The 18,228-nt window shown below is 70.0% G+C and carries 22 protein-coding genes; 11 read left to right on the top strand and 11 right to left on the bottom strand.

The features are described from left to right. The first annotated feature begins 302 nt into the window (after nt 1-302). The gene (locus KJK29_RS20575; RefSeq protein ID WP_215120617.1) at nt 303-1,019 is read left to right on the top strand and encodes a DUF461 domain-containing protein; all 717 of its coding nucleotides are present in this window, start codon (nt 303-305) and stop codon (nt 1,017-1,019) included. A gap of 129 nt (nt 1,020-1,148) precedes the next feature. Here KJK29_RS20575 and KJK29_RS20570 read toward each other — a convergent pair whose 3' ends face one another. Together KJK29_RS20570 and KJK29_RS20565 are read right to left on the bottom strand one after the other, a co-directional pair. Further along, nucleotides 1,149-1,829 carry a response regulator transcription factor gene (locus KJK29_RS20570; RefSeq protein ID WP_030243122.1) on the bottom strand — a complete coding sequence of 227 codons (681 nt, stop codon included), beginning with the start codon at nt 1,827-1,829 and terminating at the stop codon, nt 1,149-1,151. After that, nucleotides 1,826-3,115: a sensor histidine kinase gene (locus KJK29_RS20565; RefSeq protein ID WP_215120616.1), complete on the bottom strand. Its 1,290-nt coding sequence runs from the start codon at nt 3,113-3,115 to the stop codon at nt 1,826-1,828. The genes KJK29_RS20570 and KJK29_RS20565 overlap by 4 nt, the downstream gene beginning before the upstream one ends. A gap of 301 nt (nt 3,116-3,416) precedes the next feature. Here KJK29_RS20565 and phoU point away from each other — a divergent pair, with 301 nt between their 5' ends. The 3 genes from phoU to KJK29_RS20550 all read left to right on the top strand — a co-directional run bounded on the left by phoU (nt 3,417) and on the right by KJK29_RS20550 (nt 4,803). Then, nucleotides 3,417-4,121, top strand: a complete 705-nt coding sequence (phoU, locus tag KJK29_RS20560) for a phosphate signaling complex protein PhoU (RefSeq protein WP_215120615.1) — start codon at nt 3,417-3,419, stop codon at nt 4,119-4,121. Between the two features lie 143 nt (nt 4,122-4,264). Next, nucleotides 4,265-4,420, top strand: a complete 156-nt coding sequence (locus KJK29_RS20555; RefSeq protein WP_215120614.1) for a hypothetical protein — start codon at nt 4,265-4,267, stop codon at nt 4,418-4,420. Nucleotides 4,421-4,551: 131 nt separating this feature from the next. After that, entirely contained in the window at nt 4,552-4,803 is a 252-nt protein-coding gene (locus KJK29_RS20550; RefSeq protein WP_215120613.1) for an SCO4226 family nickel-binding protein, read from the top strand. Between the two features lie 63 nt (nt 4,804-4,866). On the opposite strand, the gene KJK29_RS20545 is transcribed toward KJK29_RS20550, so the two are convergent. Further along, the gene (locus tag KJK29_RS20545; RefSeq protein WP_215120612.1) at nt 4,867-6,234 is read right to left on the bottom strand and encodes an MDR family MFS transporter; all 1,368 of its coding nucleotides are present in this window, start codon (nt 6,232-6,234) and stop codon (nt 4,867-4,869) included. A gap of 181 nt (nt 6,235-6,415) precedes the next feature. Here KJK29_RS20545 and KJK29_RS20540 point away from each other — a divergent pair, with 181 nt between their 5' ends. Beyond that, on the top strand, nt 6,416-7,177 hold the full coding sequence (locus KJK29_RS20540; RefSeq protein ID WP_215120611.1) for a phosphoglyceromutase: 762 nt from the start codon (nt 6,416-6,418) through the stop codon (nt 7,175-7,177). 71 nt (nt 7,178-7,248) lie between these two features. Here the strand turns inward: KJK29_RS20540 and KJK29_RS20535 are convergent, their stop codons facing one another. Together KJK29_RS20535 and KJK29_RS20530 are read right to left on the bottom strand one after the other, a co-directional pair. Beyond that, a complete protein-coding gene (locus KJK29_RS20535; RefSeq protein ID WP_215120610.1) occupies nt 7,249-7,779 on the bottom strand; it encodes a DUF6415 family natural product biosynthesis protein in 531 nt (176 codons plus the stop codon). Then, complete coding sequence (locus KJK29_RS20530) at nt 7,776-8,312, bottom strand: hypothetical protein (RefSeq protein ID WP_251057877.1); 537 nt, start codon at nt 8,310-8,312, stop codon at nt 7,776-7,778. Before KJK29_RS20530 ends, KJK29_RS20535 begins: the two co-directional genes overlap by 4 nt. A 135-nt stretch (nt 8,313-8,447) precedes the next feature. On the opposite strand from KJK29_RS20530, the gene KJK29_RS20525 reads away from it, so the two are divergent. Further along, a complete protein-coding gene (locus KJK29_RS20525; RefSeq protein ID WP_215120609.1) occupies nt 8,448-9,689 on the top strand; it encodes a helix-turn-helix domain-containing protein in 1,242 nt (413 codons plus the stop codon). Between the two features lie 192 nt (nt 9,690-9,881). Further along, nucleotides 9,882-10,352: an NUDIX hydrolase gene (locus KJK29_RS20520; RefSeq protein ID WP_215120608.1), complete on the top strand. Its 471-nt coding sequence runs from the start codon at nt 9,882-9,884 to the stop codon at nt 10,350-10,352. A gap of 50 nt (nt 10,353-10,402) precedes the next feature. Here KJK29_RS20520 and KJK29_RS20515 read toward each other — a convergent pair whose 3' ends face one another. Continuing rightward, nucleotides 10,403-11,047, bottom strand: coding sequence for a DUF6000 family protein (locus KJK29_RS20515; RefSeq protein ID WP_215120607.1), 645 nt, complete (start codon nt 11,045-11,047; stop codon nt 10,403-10,405). Nucleotides 11,048-11,224: 177 nt separating this feature from the next. Further along, complete coding sequence (locus tag KJK29_RS20510) at nt 11,225-11,638, bottom strand: hypothetical protein (protein ID WP_370869147.1); 414 nt, start codon at nt 11,636-11,638, stop codon at nt 11,225-11,227. A gap of 268 nt (nt 11,639-11,906) precedes the next feature. On the opposite strand from KJK29_RS20510, the gene KJK29_RS20505 reads away from it, so the two are divergent. Together KJK29_RS20505 and KJK29_RS20500 are read left to right on the top strand one after the other, a co-directional pair. Further along, on the top strand, nt 11,907-12,518 hold the full coding sequence (locus tag KJK29_RS20505) for a DinB family protein (protein ID WP_215120605.1): 612 nt from the start codon (nt 11,907-11,909) through the stop codon (nt 12,516-12,518). A gap of 108 nt (nt 12,519-12,626) precedes the next feature. After that, nucleotides 12,627-13,064: a nuclear transport factor 2 family protein gene (locus tag KJK29_RS20500; RefSeq protein ID WP_215120604.1), complete on the top strand. Its 438-nt coding sequence runs from the start codon at nt 12,627-12,629 to the stop codon at nt 13,062-13,064. Between the two features lie 16 nt (nt 13,065-13,080). Here KJK29_RS20500 and KJK29_RS20495 read toward each other — a convergent pair whose 3' ends face one another. Continuing rightward, nucleotides 13,081-13,773 carry a YqeB family protein gene (locus KJK29_RS20495; RefSeq protein ID WP_215120603.1) on the bottom strand — a complete coding sequence of 231 codons (693 nt, stop codon included), beginning with the start codon at nt 13,771-13,773 and terminating at the stop codon, nt 13,081-13,083. A gap of 70 nt (nt 13,774-13,843) precedes the next feature. Continuing rightward, nucleotides 13,844-14,299: a DUF2000 domain-containing protein gene (locus tag KJK29_RS20490; RefSeq protein ID WP_215120602.1), complete on the bottom strand. Its 456-nt coding sequence runs from the start codon at nt 14,297-14,299 to the stop codon at nt 13,844-13,846. Between the two features lie 49 nt (nt 14,300-14,348). On the opposite strand from KJK29_RS20490, the gene KJK29_RS20485 reads away from it, so the two are divergent. After that, on the top strand, nt 14,349-15,170 hold the full coding sequence (locus KJK29_RS20485) for a helix-turn-helix domain-containing protein (protein ID WP_215120601.1): 822 nt from the start codon (nt 14,349-14,351) through the stop codon (nt 15,168-15,170). Here KJK29_RS20485 and KJK29_RS20480 read toward each other — a convergent pair whose 3' ends face one another. Together KJK29_RS20480 and mshA are read right to left on the bottom strand one after the other, a co-directional pair. Then, nucleotides 15,171-15,680 carry a type III secretion system chaperone family protein gene (locus KJK29_RS20480; RefSeq protein WP_215120600.1) on the bottom strand — a complete coding sequence of 170 codons (510 nt, stop codon included), beginning with the start codon at nt 15,678-15,680 and terminating at the stop codon, nt 15,171-15,173. Beyond that, entirely contained in the window at nt 15,673-17,010 is a 1,338-nt protein-coding gene (gene mshA / locus KJK29_RS20475; RefSeq protein WP_215120599.1) for a D-inositol-3-phosphate glycosyltransferase, read from the bottom strand. Before mshA ends, KJK29_RS20480 begins: the two co-directional genes overlap by 8 nt. A gap of 381 nt (nt 17,011-17,391) precedes the next feature. Here mshA and KJK29_RS20470 point away from each other — a divergent pair, with 381 nt between their 5' ends. Further along, nucleotides 17,392-18,180 (top strand): calcium-binding protein, encoded by a 789-nt coding sequence (locus KJK29_RS20470; protein ID WP_251057876.1) that lies wholly within the window; start codon nt 17,392-17,394, stop codon nt 18,178-18,180. The last annotated feature ends 48 nt before the right edge of the window (nt 18,181-18,228 follow it).

Raw genomic sequence — 18,228 nt, 5'->3', positions numbered from 1 at the left:
GAATTGATCACAGGGCCTCCGGAGGAGCCGTCGGTGATCAATTCCGAGGTGGTCCGCGCATTCCTTCACGGAAGTTTTGCGGTACCGCGCGGGGCTCTTATGTGAATGCCGGACGAGCACTCCGCCAATGTGACCCAGGAGTCACATGTGATGCGGGAGTCAGTTGTGACAGAGGTGGGATCAGAGGTGCCGGGGGGTCGGGTGCGGCCGCGCGGGAACGGCTCGGTAACCTGAGGCCTGCTGACACACACTTAGGGCGGCTTTATCGGCCGCCCTGCTCGAGTCAAGGAGTTGCCGCCGCCGTGAGCAGCAGCCTTCGACGTGGCGCCCTCGCCGCTGCCGCCGTCGCGTTCTCGATCGCCTCGCTCGCCGCGTGCGGCGCCGGCAACAGCGCCCAGACGCTGGAGATCAAGCCGGACAACGCGGCGACCAGCGTCGGCGACATCAAGATCCAGAACGCGATCGTGATCACCCAGCCCGACCTGGAGTCGACCGGCCCGGCCGCGATCTCCGCGACCTTCTTCAACTCCGGCAAGTCCGCCGAGACGCTGGAGTCCATCACCCTCCCCGGCACCGGCAAGACCGCCGAGCTCAAGCCCGCCAAGGGCGGCAGCCTCAGCATCCCGGCCGGCGGTTCGCTGATCCTGGGCGGCAAGGGCAACGCCACGGCCAGCCTGGCGAGCAGCCGTGAGGCCGTCCAGGACGGCAACGCCCAGAAGGTCACCTTCACCTTCAGCAAGACCGGTGACGTGAGCCTGCGCGCGTTCGTCGTCCCCGCCGAGCACTACTTCGCCGAGTGGGGCCCGAGCGAGGTCCCGGCCGCGCCGGGCGCGTCGGGTGCCCCGTCCGGTTCGCCGTCCGGTTCGCCGTCGGGTTCGCCCGCCGAGGGCGAGTCGGGCGCGCCGGCCGGTACGGAGAGCCCCGCCGGTGGTGAGACGCCGGGCGGTCACGAGTCGCCGGGCACGCCGACCGACGCGGCCTCGGCGAGCGCGACGGGTGGCGCGGGCGCCGGGCACTGAGCGGCCGTAGACGCCGTCAGAGACGGAGAAGGGGCGGGACCTCCTGGAGGTCCCGCCCCTTCTGTTTCCGTCTGTCTCCGCCCGCTTCCGCCGCCGGCGTGCGGCTCACGGCTCGGACCGTGCGGCGGCTTACGGCTCGAACTTGTAGCCGAGGCCGCGGACCGTCACCAGGTAACGCGGGGCGCCCGGGTCCGGCTCGATCTTGGCGCGCAGGCGCTTGACGTGGACGTCGAGGGTCTTGGTGTCACCGACGTAGTCGGCGCCCCAGACCCGGTCGATGAGCTGCATGCGGGTCAGGACACGCCCGGCGTTGCGCAGCAGCATCTCCAGCAGGTCGAACTCCTTCAGCGGCAGGTCGATCTTGGTGCCGCCGACGGTGACCACGTGCCGGTCGACGTCCATACGGACCGGGCCGGCCTCCAGCGCGGCCGGGGTGACCTCCTCGGGCTCGCCGCGGCGGCGCAGCACGGCCCGGATACGGGCGACCAGCTCGCGCGAGGAGAAGGGCTTGGTGACGTAGTCGTCGGCTCCTATCTCCAGGCCGACCACCTTGTCGATCTCGCTGTCCTTGGCGGTCACCATGATGACGGGGACGTTGGAGCGGCCGCGCAGCTGGCGGCACACCTCGGTGCCCGGCAGGCCGGGCAGCATCAGGTCGAGGAGGACGAGGTCGGCGCCGTTGCGCTCGAACTCGTCGAGTCCGTCGGGGCCCGTGGTCGCGACCGCGACCTCGAAGCCCTCCTTGCGGAGCATGTACGACAGGGCGTCGGAGAAGGACTCCTCGTCCTCGACGACGAGCACTCGGGTCACGGAAGGACCTCCGGGGCGGGAAGCGTTTCGTACGCGGTTGATTCGGGGGATGTGGGGGTGGACCGCCCGGCCTCCTCGTCGAGGCCCGCGCCTCCTGCGCGTATCTCTCGGGCGGGCTGCTGTGCGCGGTCGCGGGCCACGCCCGCCTCCGGCAGCCGCAGCGTGAAGGTGGAGCCCTGGTTCTCGGCGCTCCACACGGAGACCTCCCCGCCGTGCGAGGCGGCCACGTGCTTCACGATCGCCAGCCCCAGTCCCGTACCACCGGTGGCACGGGAGCGGGCGGGATCGACGCGGTAGAAGCGCTCGAAGATGCGCTCCTTGTCCTTGTCGGAGATGCCGATGCCCTGGTCGGTGACGGCGATCTCGATGTGTTCCCCGCCGGACGCGTTCACCCTGCGGGCGGCTATGCCGACGCGGGTCCGGGCGGGCGAGTAGTTGACCGCGTTCTCGACGAGGTTGCCGAGGGCGGCGGCGAGCTGGCCGCGGTTTCCCCATACGTGCAGGTCGGCGGTGCCGCCCGCGGCCATGGTGATCTGTTTGGTGCCGGCCTGGTGCCGGCAGCGGTCGATGGCCTCGGCGACGAGTTCGTCGACGCGGACCGGCTCGGCGTCCTCCAGCGGGTCGTCGTTCTGCACCCGGGAGAGGTCGATGAGCTCCTGCACCAGGCTGGTCAGCCGGGTGGCCTCGATCTGCATGCGTCCGGCGAAGCGCTCCACGGCCTCGGGGTCGTCGGAGGCGTCCATGACGGCCTCGGAGAGCAGGGAGAGGGCGCCGACCGGGGTCTTCAGCTCATGGCTCACGTTGGCGACGAAGTCGCGCCGGACCGCCTCGATCCGGCGGGCCTCGGTGAGGTCCTCCACGAGCAGCAGCACCAGCCGGGACCCGAGCGGCGCGACCCGCGCGGAGACGGCCAGGGCCTCTCCGCGTCCGGTACCGCGCCGCGGCAGGTCCAGCTCCACCTGGCGTATCTCCCCGTCGCGCCGGGTGTCCCGGGCCATCTGCAGCATCGGCTCGACGGCGAGCTTGCCGCCGCGGACCAGCCCGAGGGCGTACGCCGCCGAGCTCGCCTTGACCACCGCGTCCGCCTCGTCGAGGACGACGGCGGAGGACCTCAGGACCGACAGGACGGTGTCCACGCCCGGCGGAAGCACCGGGTCCGTGTGCAGGGAGGTACGGGTGGGGCGCTTCTGCTCGCGCTCGCTCCACCGGAACGCCAGCATGGCGATGACACCGGTGAGCACCCCGGCGATCGCAGCCACTGCGGCGACCGCCGCGTTCACGTCCATGCACCCAGGTTAGGCATGGCACGGGCACGGGCCACAGCCGTCGGACTGCGACCTCGAACACTCGTCGCCCAGAGTTCACCTTGGAGCCAGTATTGGTTCATTTGGGATGACGGAAACGGACGCGTACGGGCCGGAACGTGGGAGCGTGGGGTTCGGGCCGTCGGTCATACGACGGTCGTACCGCCGGTTGTTCGGTGGGCCCTGGCTCGATGGGTGGGCCACGGCTCGTTCGGTGGGTCTGGCTCGCTCCGTGGGCCACCGCCCTCGAACCCCCGACACAGACGCACGAGAGGGAAGCCTGATGCGGGACGCGTACCACGAGGAACTGGACTCGATCAGCGACAGTCTGGTGGAAATGGCCCGGCTGGTCGGATCGGCGATCGGGCGCGCCACCACCGCCATGCTCGACTCCGACCTGAAGCTGGCCGAGGCCGTCATCGAGGCCGACCAGAAGGTCGACGAGCTCCAGCACGACCTGGAGGCCCGGGCCATAGCCCTGCTGGCCCGCCAGCAGCCCGTCGCCACGGACCTGCGCATCGTCGTCACGTCGCTGCGGATGTCGGCCGACCTGGAGCGCTCGGGCGACCTCGCCCAGCACGTCGCGAAGCTCGCGCGCCTGCGCTACCCGGACCGCGCGGTCCCGAGCGACCTGCACGCCACGATCCTGGAGATGGGCCAGCTCGCGCAGCGCCTGATGGCCAAGGCCGCGGAGGTCATCATCACCAAGGACGTCGACCTGGCGCTCCAGCTGGAGCAGGACGACGACGAGATGGACCTGCTGCACCGCACCCTCTTCCAGCACCTGATGGACGACCGCTGGAAGCACGGCATCGAGACGGCCGTCGACGTCACGCTGCTGGGCCGTTACTACGAGCGCTTCGCCGACCACGCGGTCTCGGTCGCCAAGCGCGTGGTGTACCTGGTGACGGGTGAGCACGCGGATGAGCTTCAGACGGATGTGCAGCCGGAGATTCAGGCGGTGGCTTCGGAGGCGGAGAGCGCCTGAGGCCTGGCCGGGGGGCGGGTGAGGATCGGCTCGGGGGGGCGGGTGAGGATCGGCCGGGGCGCGCGGAAGCCTCAGTGCGCCGTTGATGCGCCCAACGGAACGGGCATCCAATGGGCACAGGCACCAGCCTCGAGGAGGATCCCATGGCCGATTCCCCCAGCACCACGCCCGACCCCACGCAGGAGCGCGAGACCGAGCAGCCCGCCGAGATCAGGAAACTGACCCTGATCGCCGCGTGCGGCTGCGGCTCGGGCTGCGGCTGCGGGTGCCAGTCGGGCAGCCCCTGCCAGTGCGGCTGAATTCCGTAGGGCCCCGGTGGTTCGCCTCCGGGGCCCTACGGCGTTCAGGTCGCGGTCGCCTGCGTGCTCGTACGGGCGGAGCATGGACGTAGGGAGGTCACGGCCGCGCAATGAGAAGGAGGCGCGAGGTCATGGCGAAGTTCATGGACGTCCACCACAGCATGAAGGGCATCACGGAAGAGCAGCTGCGGGAGGCCCACAACGCGGACCTCGCCATCGAGGGCGAGGAGCGCGTCCACTTCGAGAGGGCCTGGGCCGACCCGGAGTCCGGCCTGGTCTACTGCCTCTCCGAGGCCCCCTCGGCCGAAGCGATCCAGCGCGTTCACGAGCGCGCCGGGCACAAGGCCGACGAGATCCATCCGGTGCCGTTGTCGATCCAGTGAGGTGAGCTGAGCGACCGGCCGCCGTGTGCGCCCTGCCGGTCGCGCAGCCATGCCGGACGAGGATCAGAGGCTTGCCGCGGGACCCTCCGGGACCGGTTCCAGGTTCTTCGCAGCAGGCTCCCCCGGCTTCTCCGCCGCAGCCTCCACCACCGGCTCCTCCGTCGGCTCCTCCACGGGCTCCTCCTCCGGCAGCCGCCGCATCAGCACCCCGTACCCGAGCCCGGCCACCGTCCCGACGACCGCGCACAGCCCCCACAGCCACTCCGCACCGACCCGGTCGATGACGAAGCCGGAGAGCAGCGGGGCGACGAGGCCGGCCACGGACCAGGACATCGTGTACATGCCCTGGTAACGGCCGCGTCCGTGCAGCGGGGAGAGCCGGACGACCAGGCCGGTCTGGGTCGGGGCGTTGACGATCTCGGCGAGCGTCCACACGCACACCGTGAGGGCGATGACGCCGACCGACCCGGCGAAGGCGGTGAGCGCGAAGCCGTACCCCGCGAGGAGCGAGGAGAGGACGAGCAGCCGGCGCGGGTCGCGGTGCTCGATGAACCGGGTGACGGGGATCTGCAGGACGACGATCAGCACGCCGTTGACGGCGATCGCCGTGCCGTACTCGGCCGGCGTGAACCCGGCCGCGCCCATCGCCACCGGCAGCCCCACCGACCCCTGCTGGAAGATCAGCGCGATGAGGAACGACAGCCCGACGACGCTCATGAAGCGCCCGTCGCGCAGCACGGTGCCGAGACTGACGGAGTCGTCGTCCTGGACCGCCTTCGCACCCACCGCCTTCGCACCCACCGCCTTCGCACCCACCGCCTTCACCGTCTCTGCCGGCTTCGATTCCGGCAGCCTCAGGAAGACGAGGATCGCGCAGGCCATCGTCATACCGGCCTCGATCAGGAACCCGGCGCGGTAGCTGACCTCGGCGATGAACCCCGCGGCCATGGAGGACACGGCGAAGCCGAGGTTGATGGCCCAGTAGTTCAAGGAGAAGGCGCGGATCCGGTCCTCGGGCCGCACGATGTCCGCCATCATCGCCTGCACGGCCGGCCGGGAGGCGTTGCTCGCCATGCCGACGAGGAAGGCGACCCCGGCGATCGCGACCGGGTCGCGCACGAACCCGAGGAGCGCGACGGACACGGCGGTCGAGGCCTGCGCGATGAGCAGCGTCGGCCGCCGGCCCAGCCGGTCGGTCATCACCCCGCCGCCCAGCGAGGAGATCACTCCGCCGAGCCCGTGCAGGGCGGCGACCAGACCGGCGTACGTGGCGGAGTAGCCGCGGTCGAGCGTCAGGTACAGCGCCATGAAGGTGGCGACGAAGGCGCCGAGCCGGTTGACCAGCGTGCTGGTCCACAGCCACCAGAACTCGCGGGGCAGCCCCGAGACGGTCTCCTGGACGGCGCGTCTGGCACGGACGGCGTACGGCATGGACTCCCCCGGAGGTAAGCGGCGCAGGATGCAAGCGGCACAGGTGGGTAAGCGGCGCAAGCAGCAAGCACAAATTACGAACGGGGGTGGGCGGCGGGCCACTCAATTAACAGGTCCGGTCAAACGTCCGCCTGCCGGGCAGCCACGCGAACGGGCGAATGCGTGGATTACGCTCTGGGGCATGGCCGACGCACCGTACAAGCTGATCCTCCTCCGCCACGGCGAGAGCGAGTGGAACGAGAAGAACCTGTTCACCGGCTGGGTGGACGTCAACCTCACCGCGAAGGGCGAGAAGGAGGCGACGCGCGGCGGCGAGCTGCTCAAGGACGCCGGCCTGCTCCCCGACGTCGTGCACACGTCCCTCCAGAAGCGCGCCATCCGCACGGCGCAGCTCTCCCTGGAGTCCGCCGACCGCCTCTGGATCCCGGTCCACCGCAGCTGGCGCCTGAACGAGCGCCACTACGGCGCCCTGCAGGGCAAGGACAAGGCGCAGACGCTCGCCGAGTTCGGCGAGGAGCAGTTCATGCTGTGGCGCCGGTCCTACGACACCCCGCCCCCGGCGCTGGACATCGACGCCGAGTACTCCCAGTTCTCCGACCCGCGCTACGCGACCCTCCCTCCGGAGCTGCGCCCGCAGACGGAGTGCCTCAAGGACGTCGTCAACCGCATGCTCCCGTACTGGTTCGACGCGATCGTCCCGGACCTGCTGACGGGCAAGACGGTCCTGGTCGCGGCCCACGGAAACTCCCTGCGCGCCCTGGTCAAGCACCTCGACGGCATCTCCGACGGTGACATCGCGGGCCTCAACATCCCGACGGGCATCCCGCTGTCGTACGAGCTCGACGCGGACTTCAAGCCGGTGAAACCGGGCGGGACGTACCTGGACCCTGAGGCGGCTGCGGCTGCGATTGAGGCGGTCAAGAACCAGGGGAAGAAGAAGTAGTTCGAACCTTCCTTAGGCCCCCGACCTGCGGTTCTTTTGCGGGCGGGGGCTTTCTGGCTTGGGGCGGTCTGTTACTGGGCGGTCGGAGGCCGCTCCCGAGGGCCTGGCCCACCGCGCCGGGCCTGCCGGTACTCCTCGTAGAGCCGGTCGCCGGTCACGCAGCTGCCGATGGCCTCGCCGTCGTCATCCACGGCCCGGCAGTCCGGGCACGCGGGGCAGTGCAGCAGCATGCACAGGTACGCGGCCCGCTCGGGGGCGGTCGGGCACTCGTGGTCCTCGTTCTCGTAGTGGTCGCAGAGGGTGCGGACGGAACGGGCGAGGCGTTGCGCGTGGGCGCCCCGGGCGGAAGCGCTGAGGCGCAGCCGGGCTTCACCGATGCAGAACGACGCACAGGCTCTCGCCGCGCTGTCTTCGGGCAGCGCCAGCGCGGCCGTCTCGACCTCGGGGACGACGAGCATGAGGCGCCCGCGCAGATGGAGCGTCAGCGTCTCCAGGCTGCCCGGCCGGGGTGCGTCGGTGTCGTTCGCGAGGAGGCGGTCCGCGCAGGCGCGCATGGTCTCGAGGTCAAGCGGCAGCGCGGTTCTGCTGACGGGCGCGGTCATGACTCGTCGTTTTCCTCGCTCGGGCATCGGCCGGCCATCGCGAGAGCCAGCACATCGACCACCATGCCCAGCCGCCCGGGCCGGAGGAGGGGCACGGCCCAGAAGGACGCCCGTGTCTGCTCGTCGAATGCGGTGCGGTCGGCTCGCGGTACTCCGAGGTACGTGCCCTCGCCCAGGCACTCCGCGACCGGCGCGCACCACATCTGTGCGGTGCCGGGCGGTACGAGGGCGTAGTAGCGGCGGAAGCCCGGGTCGTGAATGACCGGGGCACCGCTGAGGCACCGGGCCAGCCGGTCGCTCACGGTGTCCCGATCGGCGCTCGCGACCGCCCGGTGCACGACCCGCTCAGGCAGACGAACCGCCTCGAAGACCCTCCCCAACGGAATCACGGCGAGCTTCGCGGCACCGTTCCACTCTCCACGCGCGGTGTCCGGTGACGGATGGGCCGATGCCAACCACCGCTCGACCGTCCCGCAGCCCGGCGCACTCGCCGTGGATGGGCAGGAGACCCCCGGGAACCTAATCTCTGTCATGTCGACGCTCCTCAGCAGCGTTGGCCACGCCCCGGGACCGGTCGCACGGTCGCCGGGGTCCTCGCAGGTAGACCCTTGCGCCAGACGCCGATTGCTCCCATCCGAAGCCCCATAGGAGCGCCCTATATTGGAGCTATGGGGGAATTCCGTACGGACCTCTGGTCCCATCCCGCACTCGCCTCAGCGGTCACGGTTGAAGACTGGGGCCAGGTCTTCCGCACCTACCGCAAGCTCACCGGCCTGAGCCAGACCAAGCTCGGTGAACTCGTCGGACTGGTCCAACCCGACGTCTCCGACATCGAACGCGGACGATGTCGGGTGACCTCGCTCGAAGTACGACAGCGCATCACGGCCGGGCTCGAAATCCCGCCGTCCCTGCACACTCCACCAGAGCACCCGGACACCGCACCGGTCCCCGCACTCTCCCTCGTCGGCCCAGGCCCCGACGAAGACCTCCTGGCCCGCGTCACCAGCGTCGTCGGCACAACACACCGCGTCGACGCCCCCACCCTGGACTGGCTGGACCGCTTGCTCGCCGAACACCGCCGCGCGGAGGACGTGATCGGCTCCCGCCCCCTCGTCGAAGTGATGCGCCGACAACTCCGCACCGTCGTCGACCTCTACGCCGCCGCCCGCGGACCACTCGCCGACCGCGTCGTCCGCCTCGCCTCCGAACACGCCCAATTCCTCGCCTGGATGGCCCAGGACCAAGGCCAGACAGCCGCCGCACTGGCCTGGTACGACCGCAGCCACGAATGGGCCCTGGAAGCCGGCGACGCCAACATGGCGGCGACCACCCTCAGCATGAAGGCCCACATGGCCTGGTCCGGCGGACGCGGAACCCGCTGCGTACGACTCGCCGAAGCCGCCCGCTGGTCCGCCCCCGGCACCTCCCTCGGCGTCCAGGGCATGGCCGCCCAGATGACCGCCCGCGGCCACGCCCTCAACGGCGACGCCGCCGAACGCCACCTGGACGACGCCCAGATCCTCATCAGCCGCGCCGCCGAACACCCCGAGGATGAGCCCCCGTGGATGTACTTCTACGGCGAAACCTGGTTCACCCTGCAACGCGGCATGGCCGCACTGCACCTACGGAACTGGCAGACAGCCATCGCCCACCTCACCACCGGCCTGAACGCCCTGCCGGACGACTACCGACGCGACAGAACCTGGTACCGGTCCTGCCTCGCCCACGCCCTCGCCGGCGCCGGTGAAGCGCCTCAGTCCCTCGCGGTAGCCACGACAGCCGTCCCCGACGCCTCAGCTGTCGGCCGTCCTCACTCCTGGAACGAACTCCACACCACAGCGGCGGTTCTCCTGCGACGCGGAGCCAGGGAAGGACACCAACTGGTTGCCGCACTACGGGAACACGACTGAACGGCCCCCGCGACGCACTGAGTTACAACCTTCTCTCCACTGGCTTGCGCGAATGATCAGTTCTTGGTCAACGTGCACTTGTTCGGCGTGAACGCCTGCCGTGCTTCGGTGTGGCGACGGTGGCATGTTCGGCACGTACGCCGACGGCTTCAACGACGTGTGGGAGACCGCCCGGCCTGCAAAGGGGACCTAGTGGCCCGGACCGAGTACTACGACGACCCCGCTGCTCCGATCCCCAACAGCCTCGTCGTGGCCGCGTCGGCGGTGGTCATCGACGACCAGGGCCGCATTCTGCTCCAGCGCCGGCGGGACAATGACCTGTGGGCGCTGCCCGGCGGGGGCATGGAGATGGACGACTCTCTGCCCGGCTGCGCCGTACGCGAGGTCAAGGAAGAGACCGGCTACGACGTCGAGATCACAGGGCTGGTCGGTACCTACACCGACCCCCGGCACGTCATCGCCTACACCGACGGCGAAGTCCGCCGCCAGTTCAACATCTGCTTCACCGCCCGCATCATCGGAGGAGATCTGACCGTCTCCGACGAATCCACCGAGGTCCCATTCATCGCTCCCGCAGAGGCGGACGCCCTACCTATGCACCACACCCAGCGCCTACGGCTACACCACTTCCTGGAAAGTCGCCCGACGCCGTATCTGGGGTAGGCCCGGCGCTCGACTCTTCCTGGTCGCCAGCACGCAGTCGTCGGTGGTGGCTACCTTCCGTGAGGAGTCGCACCGCGCCTGCGTGTCGGACGGTGCTGGGCACTCTCGTCAGCGAAAGCGCAGAGAAGCTCGATGAACTCTCGGTACTCGTCGGGGTCGGCGGGATCCTTTCTGGGCGACTGGGCGATCCACTGCTGCCAGAGTCCGTCCGGGGCGAGGTACCGGGCCGCATGGTCGGTGCCGGCCTTGGCGTCGAGCAGCAGGAGCGCGCCAAGGGCGTCCGTCTGGTCATAGACGAGGTCAGGGCGAGGCAGATAGCGGTCGAGGTAGGCAATCAGGAGGTCGGCGTCGGCCGAGGTGCCGAAGGAGGCCAGGGCGATGCAGTACGCCTGCCCCGCGTAGGGCCATTTACTGGCGAGCAGGAGTTCACCGAGGCGCTCCCGGAACTCGGTCCTGCCGGCAACAGCGATGAGCCAGGCTGCCGTTCCGCTCTCGCGCCAACCTCGGTCGAGCAGCAGGTCCAGTTCACGAGGAGCGATCCGATAGGCAGCCTTCCCCAGCTTTCGCATGAACTTGGCCCGGTCGCGTCCGCTCATGCCGAGAAGGAAGCCGCCGAGTTTGAGGTACCGACGGTCGGTTGTGACGTAGCGGCGGGTCAACTTCAGCAGTTCGAACTCTTCAGCGGTGAGACGCATGGGCAGCATCGTCGTACGGCCGACGCTTTCGGACCAGCCCTTGGGAAGGGCACGCGCCTCAGCCCTGCGTGTCCCTTCTTCTCAGCCTCCGTCTCGTTCAGCCCGTTCACGGCCGTTCAGGAGGATCACCGTGGGGGGGCCTGGCCTGCCAGAGCTTTGGCGGAGCGCTACGAGTCCTCAGCCGTCGTGGTGCGTCGGGGCGGCTGTCCCTGAGGGCTCGTGATCGGCATGAGGGATTGCTACGACCTGGTACTCGTCCTCGTAGACGATCCTTCCGGGGTCGGAGGACTCCAGCCGTCGGCATTCGACCCCGTGCGCGGCAAGCAGTTCCAGGTAGCCGTCCACCCTCGTGACGAATTCTGTGGAGGACGTCTTGAACCAGGCGACGGCACCGGGGTGGGTCTCGTGGTCGTAGACGAGGGGGTCGGCGTCCGAGGGGTTGGGGCAGTTGGCGTCGTACCAGTCGTTGCCGGCACGCCAGAACCTGTACTGCTCGGCGTCCAACTTGCCCTCGCGGGCGAGTCGGTTGGCCAGGCCGAAGACGCCAGGAAAGGAGCCCCGATCGTTGGGGAGCGTTCCTTGGAACCTCACGTACGGTCCCTTCATCGTCGCCTCACCCTGTCTCTCCCTGTAACGGCTCGTCGTGCTTGCGCAGCCCGCGAGTGATCCGGCGTGGCACAGGCGCACGGCCTGAGTCTCGTGTGCCAGGCGCTTGGGCCGGGTTGTCCTCCGGGGCCGGGGAGTACGCACAGCAGGATCGGTCTTGGCCTGCGGCCCGTTCTTCAGCCGTGGGTCTGGATGCCCGGTTGAAGCCCGATATTCGGTGGCGGAGGTGTTCCGGAGCGGTTCACCATGCCCCATGGTCTCGGATGAGCACACCGATGAACGAGCTGTGGCTCGGTGGACGCAGTCGACCGTTTACCCCGATATGTGGGTTGATCCGGATGATGATCCTCGTGAGACAGAGACTGAAAGCGTTGATGAGCGCAGCGTCCTGCTCGAGAATCTGCGGCACTATCGGCTGACCCTGGAGATGAAGTGCGCCGGGCTGGACGCCGAGCAGATGGCTCTGCGGTCTGTGCCGCCGTCGACGATGTCTCTGCTCGGGCTGGTGCGGCACATGGCTGAGGAGGAGCGGCATTTTCGGCGGGTGATGGCCGGGGAGGACGCGCCGAAGCTGTATCGGACCGAGGAGGATCGGGACGGGGACTGGAACGGGGCGGTCGCTGATCCGGGGGTCGTGGAGGATGCCTGGCGGCAGTGGCGGATCGAGGTGGAGCTCACCGATCGGTATCTGGGTGGCGTCACCGACCTCGCCAGTACGAACGCCGGGTTTTCCGACCTCGGGCCCGAGCCCGGTGGGCGGCTTCAGTTGCGGGATGTCCTGGTGGCGCAGATCGCGGAGTACGCGCGGCACTGCGGTCATGCCGATCTTCTGCGTGAGTTGATCGACGGGCGTGTCGGGCAGTAGTGACGACCAGGCCCAGCGTGTGGTCATGACCTCTCGGGTAATCGACCGCTCCTTTCCCTCCCGGCAGGATCGGACCTGTCCAGACGGTAGAGGAGCGAGGAGAGCGCCATGTTCGTCAAGTCCAGTCCCGCGGGGTTCGATTGCGCCGCATCCACCCGCGCCGTCGTCGAGGAATTTCTCGCCGCGCGGCTTGCCGGGGACACCGGGCGGCTGACGGAGATCTTCGCCGACGAGGTCGACTGGGTGCTCGCCGAGAATCCCGGGGTGCCGTGGATTCGGCCCCGGTCCACTGGCGCCGAGTGTGCTGCGCAGGGTGCGGAGTTGATGGAGCACACCGTGCCCGAGGATGCCCGGGCCTCTGTCGATGCCCTTCTCGTGGACGGCGCCGACGCCGTGCTGACGGGGTATTTGGCAGGGACCGTACGGGCTACCGGGAAGTCCTTCGAGGGGCCGTTCGCGCTGCGGCTCACCGTCGAGGGCGGGCGGATCACTCGGCACCATCTTTATGAGAACAGCTTGTCGATCGCCGAGGCCTGCGCCCCGTGATTCCTGCGCCCCGTGATCAGTCCCTTGCCACCAGCCGCCAGTACTGCCGTTTCTCCTCGTCCCGTACGACCACGCCGAGCCGGAGCAGTTCGCCGCGCAGCTCCCGGGCATCGCCCGCGTCGTCCGAGTTCTTTCGGGCCTGGGCGCGTGCCCTGAGCAGGGCGTCCGCGCCCTCGGGGAGGCCCGGGGTGCCGGGGACCCAGCGGCGGTAGTCGGCTCGGTGCGGGTCCTCTGCCGCCCAGGGGTAGCCGTACGCCGTGAGAGTGCCGGTCAGGCGGTGCCAGGGCAGGCCGCAGTGCTCGCGGGCCAGTTCCATGCCGTCCGGGGCCAGCGCCACCAGGTGCTTGCCGTCCCGGAACAGCGTCGCGATCTCCTCTCGGGCCAACGACTGGGCGCTGTCCCTGATGGTCAGGGTCACGTGCGTGTCGGAGATGTTCACCGACAGGGACTCATGCACGGCCATGAAGCCCAGCAGCAGGCCGGCGAGTGCGCCCACCGCGACCGTGCCCAGGGTGAGGGCGGGTTCCGGGATCGAGGTCAGCAGTTCGGCCGGGCCCTCCAGTGGTGCCCACGGCAGGCTCAACAGCCAGCGGGCGAGGAGTGGGAGCAGGGCGCCGGCCACTGCACCGCAGGCGACGCAGAAGAGCACGATGGCCCAGGTCGATTCCGCGAGTTCGACTCCCATGCGGACCTTCTTGGCTTCCTCCATGAGACAGAGTCTCGGGACGGGCCCTCCGTCCTGTCATCAGCCGTTGGTCTACGGACCCCCGACTTTGGTCTCACGGATGCATCCGGGCGCCCTTCACCACCTTGTCCACCGCGTTCTTCGGGCCGTAGACCAAGAGGCCGACCAGGTCCAGGTCCGCCGTCGGGACCGCACGGACGGCCGCGCGGTTGTCGCGGTCGTTGCCCGTGGCGAACAGGTCGGACGTGAAGACCGCGCGGGGGAGGGAGCGGGAAAGGGCCTTGGTGTGGGCCGTGGTCAGGGTTTCCTTCGTGGCCTCGAAGACCATGACCGGCTGGCGGAACATCGGCAGGTAGGGCACGCCGTCCGCGTCCTCGTACAGTTCGCCGATCACCTCGGGAAGCTGCGTGCCCAAGCCGCTGACCAGGAATGACGTGACGTTCAGGCGCTGCCACTGCTCCAGGTCCTCGCGCAGCAGCACAGCGATCTTCGTGTCGAAGCGGATCGGCTCGGTCGGCGCGGTCGGCTCCGGGGATGCTTCGGTGTTCATGATGCGAGCGTGCCCGGCAGCCCCCGCCACGGTCTTGTACGTTTTTTGCATGGCCTCCGAGCCCTCCCGGACCTCCCCGACGTCCCGGTCCACCCGGACCGTCTCCGCCTGGCGTCCCCCCGTCGCCGGTGTCGTCGAGGTCTTCCACGCGCGGTTCACCGAGTACGCGTATCCGATGCACGTCCACGAGGCCTGGACGCTGCTGATCGTCGACACCGGTGCCGTGCGGTACGACCTCGACCGGCACGAGCACGGCACGCCGCACGACACCGTGTCGCTGCTGCCTCCGCATGTGCCGCACAACGGCTCCCCCGTCACCGCGGAGGGCTTCCGCAAGCGGGTGTTGTATCTCGACGGGACGTATCTCGGGGACGAGCTCATCGGGGCCGCCGTCGACCACCCCGATCTGCGCGATCCGCTGTTGCGGCGGCGCGTCGGGCAGTTGCACGGCACGCTGACGCGGCCCGGTGAGGAGCTGGAGGCCGAGAGCAGGCTGATGTTCGTCGGGGAGCGGCTGCGCGGGCATCTGCGGGGTGACCTCGCCGCGCCCCGGCCGGCCGATCCCGTACTGGCGCGGCGGCTGCGCGAGTTGCTGGACGAGCGGGTCGTCGAGGGGATCGGGCTGAACGAGGCCGCCGGTCTTGTCGGGGCCCATCCGGCCCATCTCGTACGGGCGTTCAGCGCCGCTTACGGCATCGCCCCGCACCAGTATCTGACGTCGCTGCGCGTGGGCCGCGCCCGGCGGCTGCTGCTCGACGGGCGGACGCCGAGCGAGGTGGCGGTGGCGACCGGGTTCTACGACCAGTCGCATCTCACGCGGCACTTCCGGAAGCTGGTGGGGGTGCCGCCCGGGCGCTTCCGAGCCGGGTGATCAGCGCTCCGGGCGCTGCGTCAGATGCACGAACGCGTCCAGGTTGCGCGTCGACTCGCCCCGGGACACCCGCCACTCGTACTCCTTGCGGATGGCGGAGGCGAAGCCCAGCTCCAGGAGGGTGTTGAAGCTGCCGTCCGCCGCTTCGAGGACTTGGCCGAGCAGACGGTCCAGTTCGTCGGCGGTGACGGCGGTGAGGGAGAGCCGGCCGGTGACGTAGACGTCGCCGTGCTGGTCGACGGCGTAACTCACGCCGTAGAGCTTGAGGTTGCGCTCCAGGAGCCAGCGGTGGACGGCCGGTTCGTTCTCGTCGGGGTGGCGGATGACGAAGGCGTTCAGGGAGAGGGAGTGGCGGCCGACGAGCAGGGAGACCGTGGTCTTGAGCTTGCGGGTGCCGGGGAGCTGCGCGACGTACGTGCCGGGCTCGGGGTGCTCCCACTCCAGGTCGGCGTCCTTCAGCACTCCCTCGATGACCTGTGCCGCACGCTGTTGCTGACCGGTTTCACCCATGGTGCGAGCGTACGCGACGGCGGTGCGCCTGCATCGCGGCCGTGTAGACGTCCGCCGTGGCGGCGGCCGCGGTGTCCCAGCCGAAGGACTGGGCGTGGCGGGCCGCCTGGGCGCCCAGGCGGGGCGCGAGCCCCGGGTCGTCGGCGAAGTCGCGCAGCACGCGCGCGTAGTCGGCGGGGTTGTGGCCGCGTACGAGGAAGCCGGTGCGTCCGTCGTCCACGGCCACCGGCAGGCCGCCGACCGCCGCCGCGAGGACCGGGGTGCCCGCCGCCTGGGCCTCTATGGCGACCAGGCCGAAGGACTCGCTGTAGGAGGGCATGACCAGGAGGGAGGCGGCGCGGAACCAGTCGGCGAGCTGTTCCTGGCCGACGGGCGGGCGGAACCGTACGACGTCCGCGATGCCGAGGCGGGCGGCGAGCTTCTGCAGGCCCTCGGGTTTGGCGAGGCCGCTGCCGCTGGGGCCGCCGACGACGGGGACGAGGATGCGCGAGCGCAGGTCGGGGCGCTCGTCGAGGAGGACGGCTACGGCCCTCAGCAGCACGTCGGGGGCCTTCAGGGGCTGGATGCGGCCCGCGAAGAGCGGGATCAGCGCGTCCTGGGGCAGGCCGAGACGGGCGCGGGCGGCGGCGCGGCCGTCGGCGGGCGAGAAGCGGGTGAGGTTGACGCCGGGGTGGACCACGGCGAGCTTGTCGGGGTCGGCCGCGTAGTGCCGGGCCAGTTCGTCGGCCTCTTCGGTGGTGTTGGCGATGAGGCGGTCGGCGGCGGCGACGATCTGGGTCTCGCCGATGACGCGGGCGGCCGGCTCGGGGCTGTCGCCGTCGGCCAGGTTGGCGTTCTTGACCTTGGCCATGGTGTGCATGGCGTGCACGAGGGGGACGCCCCAGCGCTGGGCGGCGAGCCAGCCGACGTGGCCGGAGAGCCAGTAGTGCGAGTGGACCAGGTCGTAGTGGCCGGGGCGGTGACCGGCCCAGGCCTGCATGACGCCGTGGGTGAAGGCGCACAGCTGGGCGGGGAGGTCCTCCTTGTTGAGTCCCTCGTAGGGGCCGGCGTCGATGTGCCGGACGAGGACGCCGGGGGCCAGTTCGACGGTCGGCGGGAGGGCGGCCGCGGTCGCGCGCGTGAAGATCTCGACCTCGACGCCCTGCGCGGCGAGGCGCTGCGCGAGCTCCACGATGTAGACGTTCATGCCGCCGGCGTCGCCGGTGCCCGGCTGGTGGAGCGGGGAGGTGTGCACGGAGAGCATGGCGACCCGGCGGGGCCTGCGGTGCAGCCTGAGGCGCGCGGGGGCCGACGCGGAGCGCCGCCCGAGCCTGCCGATGTACTGGCTCACGTGGCGTTCCTCCTCGCTTTGGGCATGCCTCGCGCAGGACTCGCTGTGCCCTGCACGGGGGTGAACACCGGAAGAGTGCGCTCCATTTCCGCGTTCGATTCCCTGTTCGCGACTTTTACCGAATCATTACCGCTCGCCGCTCAACCGTTCGAGAATGTGGAGCGCCTGAAGGGCCCGCTTGTGCGCCGGGACCGGGAGCGTGACGGGCGGGTGAACTGGATCGGAAATCGCAGGTCACGGGCGTTGTCCCCGTCATGAAAAGGCTGTCGATCCCGGTTCCGCGGACAACCGGGTTCCCGCCCCACCGGTCACAACCAGCGAAAGGACCGACCACTGCCTCACGGAGGTTATGCAATGCCCTCTCGCCTCATCGGCCGCCGGATGTTACGCACGGCGACGGTTCTCACGCCCCTTCTCGGTATCGGTCTGGCCGTCCCGGCCGCCCTGGCGGGCCCGGCCGGGGCCGCGGAGCCGACGGCCGCCACCGCCTCGGTGAACGAGTACGGCTGGCACCTCACCTACGCGGCCGCCCCCGGGCAGGCCAACAAGGTCGCCATCACCCAGTCCTTCACCGGCGACCGCTCCCGGTTCACCTTTGTGATCGACGATGTCGTCCCGATCAGCACCGGGGCCGGGTGCGGCCATCCCGACAGCGCGGACCGGACCAGGATCTCCTGCACGGTCGAGGCCCCCGAGAGCCAGTCCCCGCTCAACTCCCTGGAAATGGACCTCGGCGACGGCGCCGACACCGCCTCCTTCGACAACGCCACCGACCAGGTCTATTACTTCAACACCGTCGAGCTGGGCGACGGCGACGACCGGTGGACCGGCTCTACCGGCGGCCGCGTCGACGGCGCGTCGGTGCGGGGCGGCGCGGGCGCCGACACCATCAGGGCGGGCGCCCTGGGGTACGCCGGCGGCGGGGCCGGCGACGACACCCTCTACGCGGGCACCGAGGGCGAGATCCTGCGCGCCGACGACGGTGACGACACGGTGTACGGCGGGGCCGGCGACGACGAGATCTACGGCGGCAGGGGCGACGACATCCTGCGCGGGAACGGCGGCGCCGACCGGATCTGGGGCAACAGCGGCGACGACGAGCTGTACGGCGGACCCGGCGCGGACACGCTCTCCGGCGGGCCGGGCAGGAACATCGTCCGGCAGGACTGACGCGGTTCTCGCGGCCTCGCGATCTCGCCATTTCCCCGTTCGGGGGCC

It is taken from the genome of Streptomyces koelreuteriae, from assembly GCF_018604545.1.
GTDB lineage: Bacteria > Actinomycetota > Actinomycetes > Streptomycetales > Streptomycetaceae > Streptomyces > Streptomyces koelreuteriae.
The sequence above is the reverse complement of the archived record's forward strand: the minus strand, read 5'-3'. Positions and strand labels throughout refer to the sequence as shown.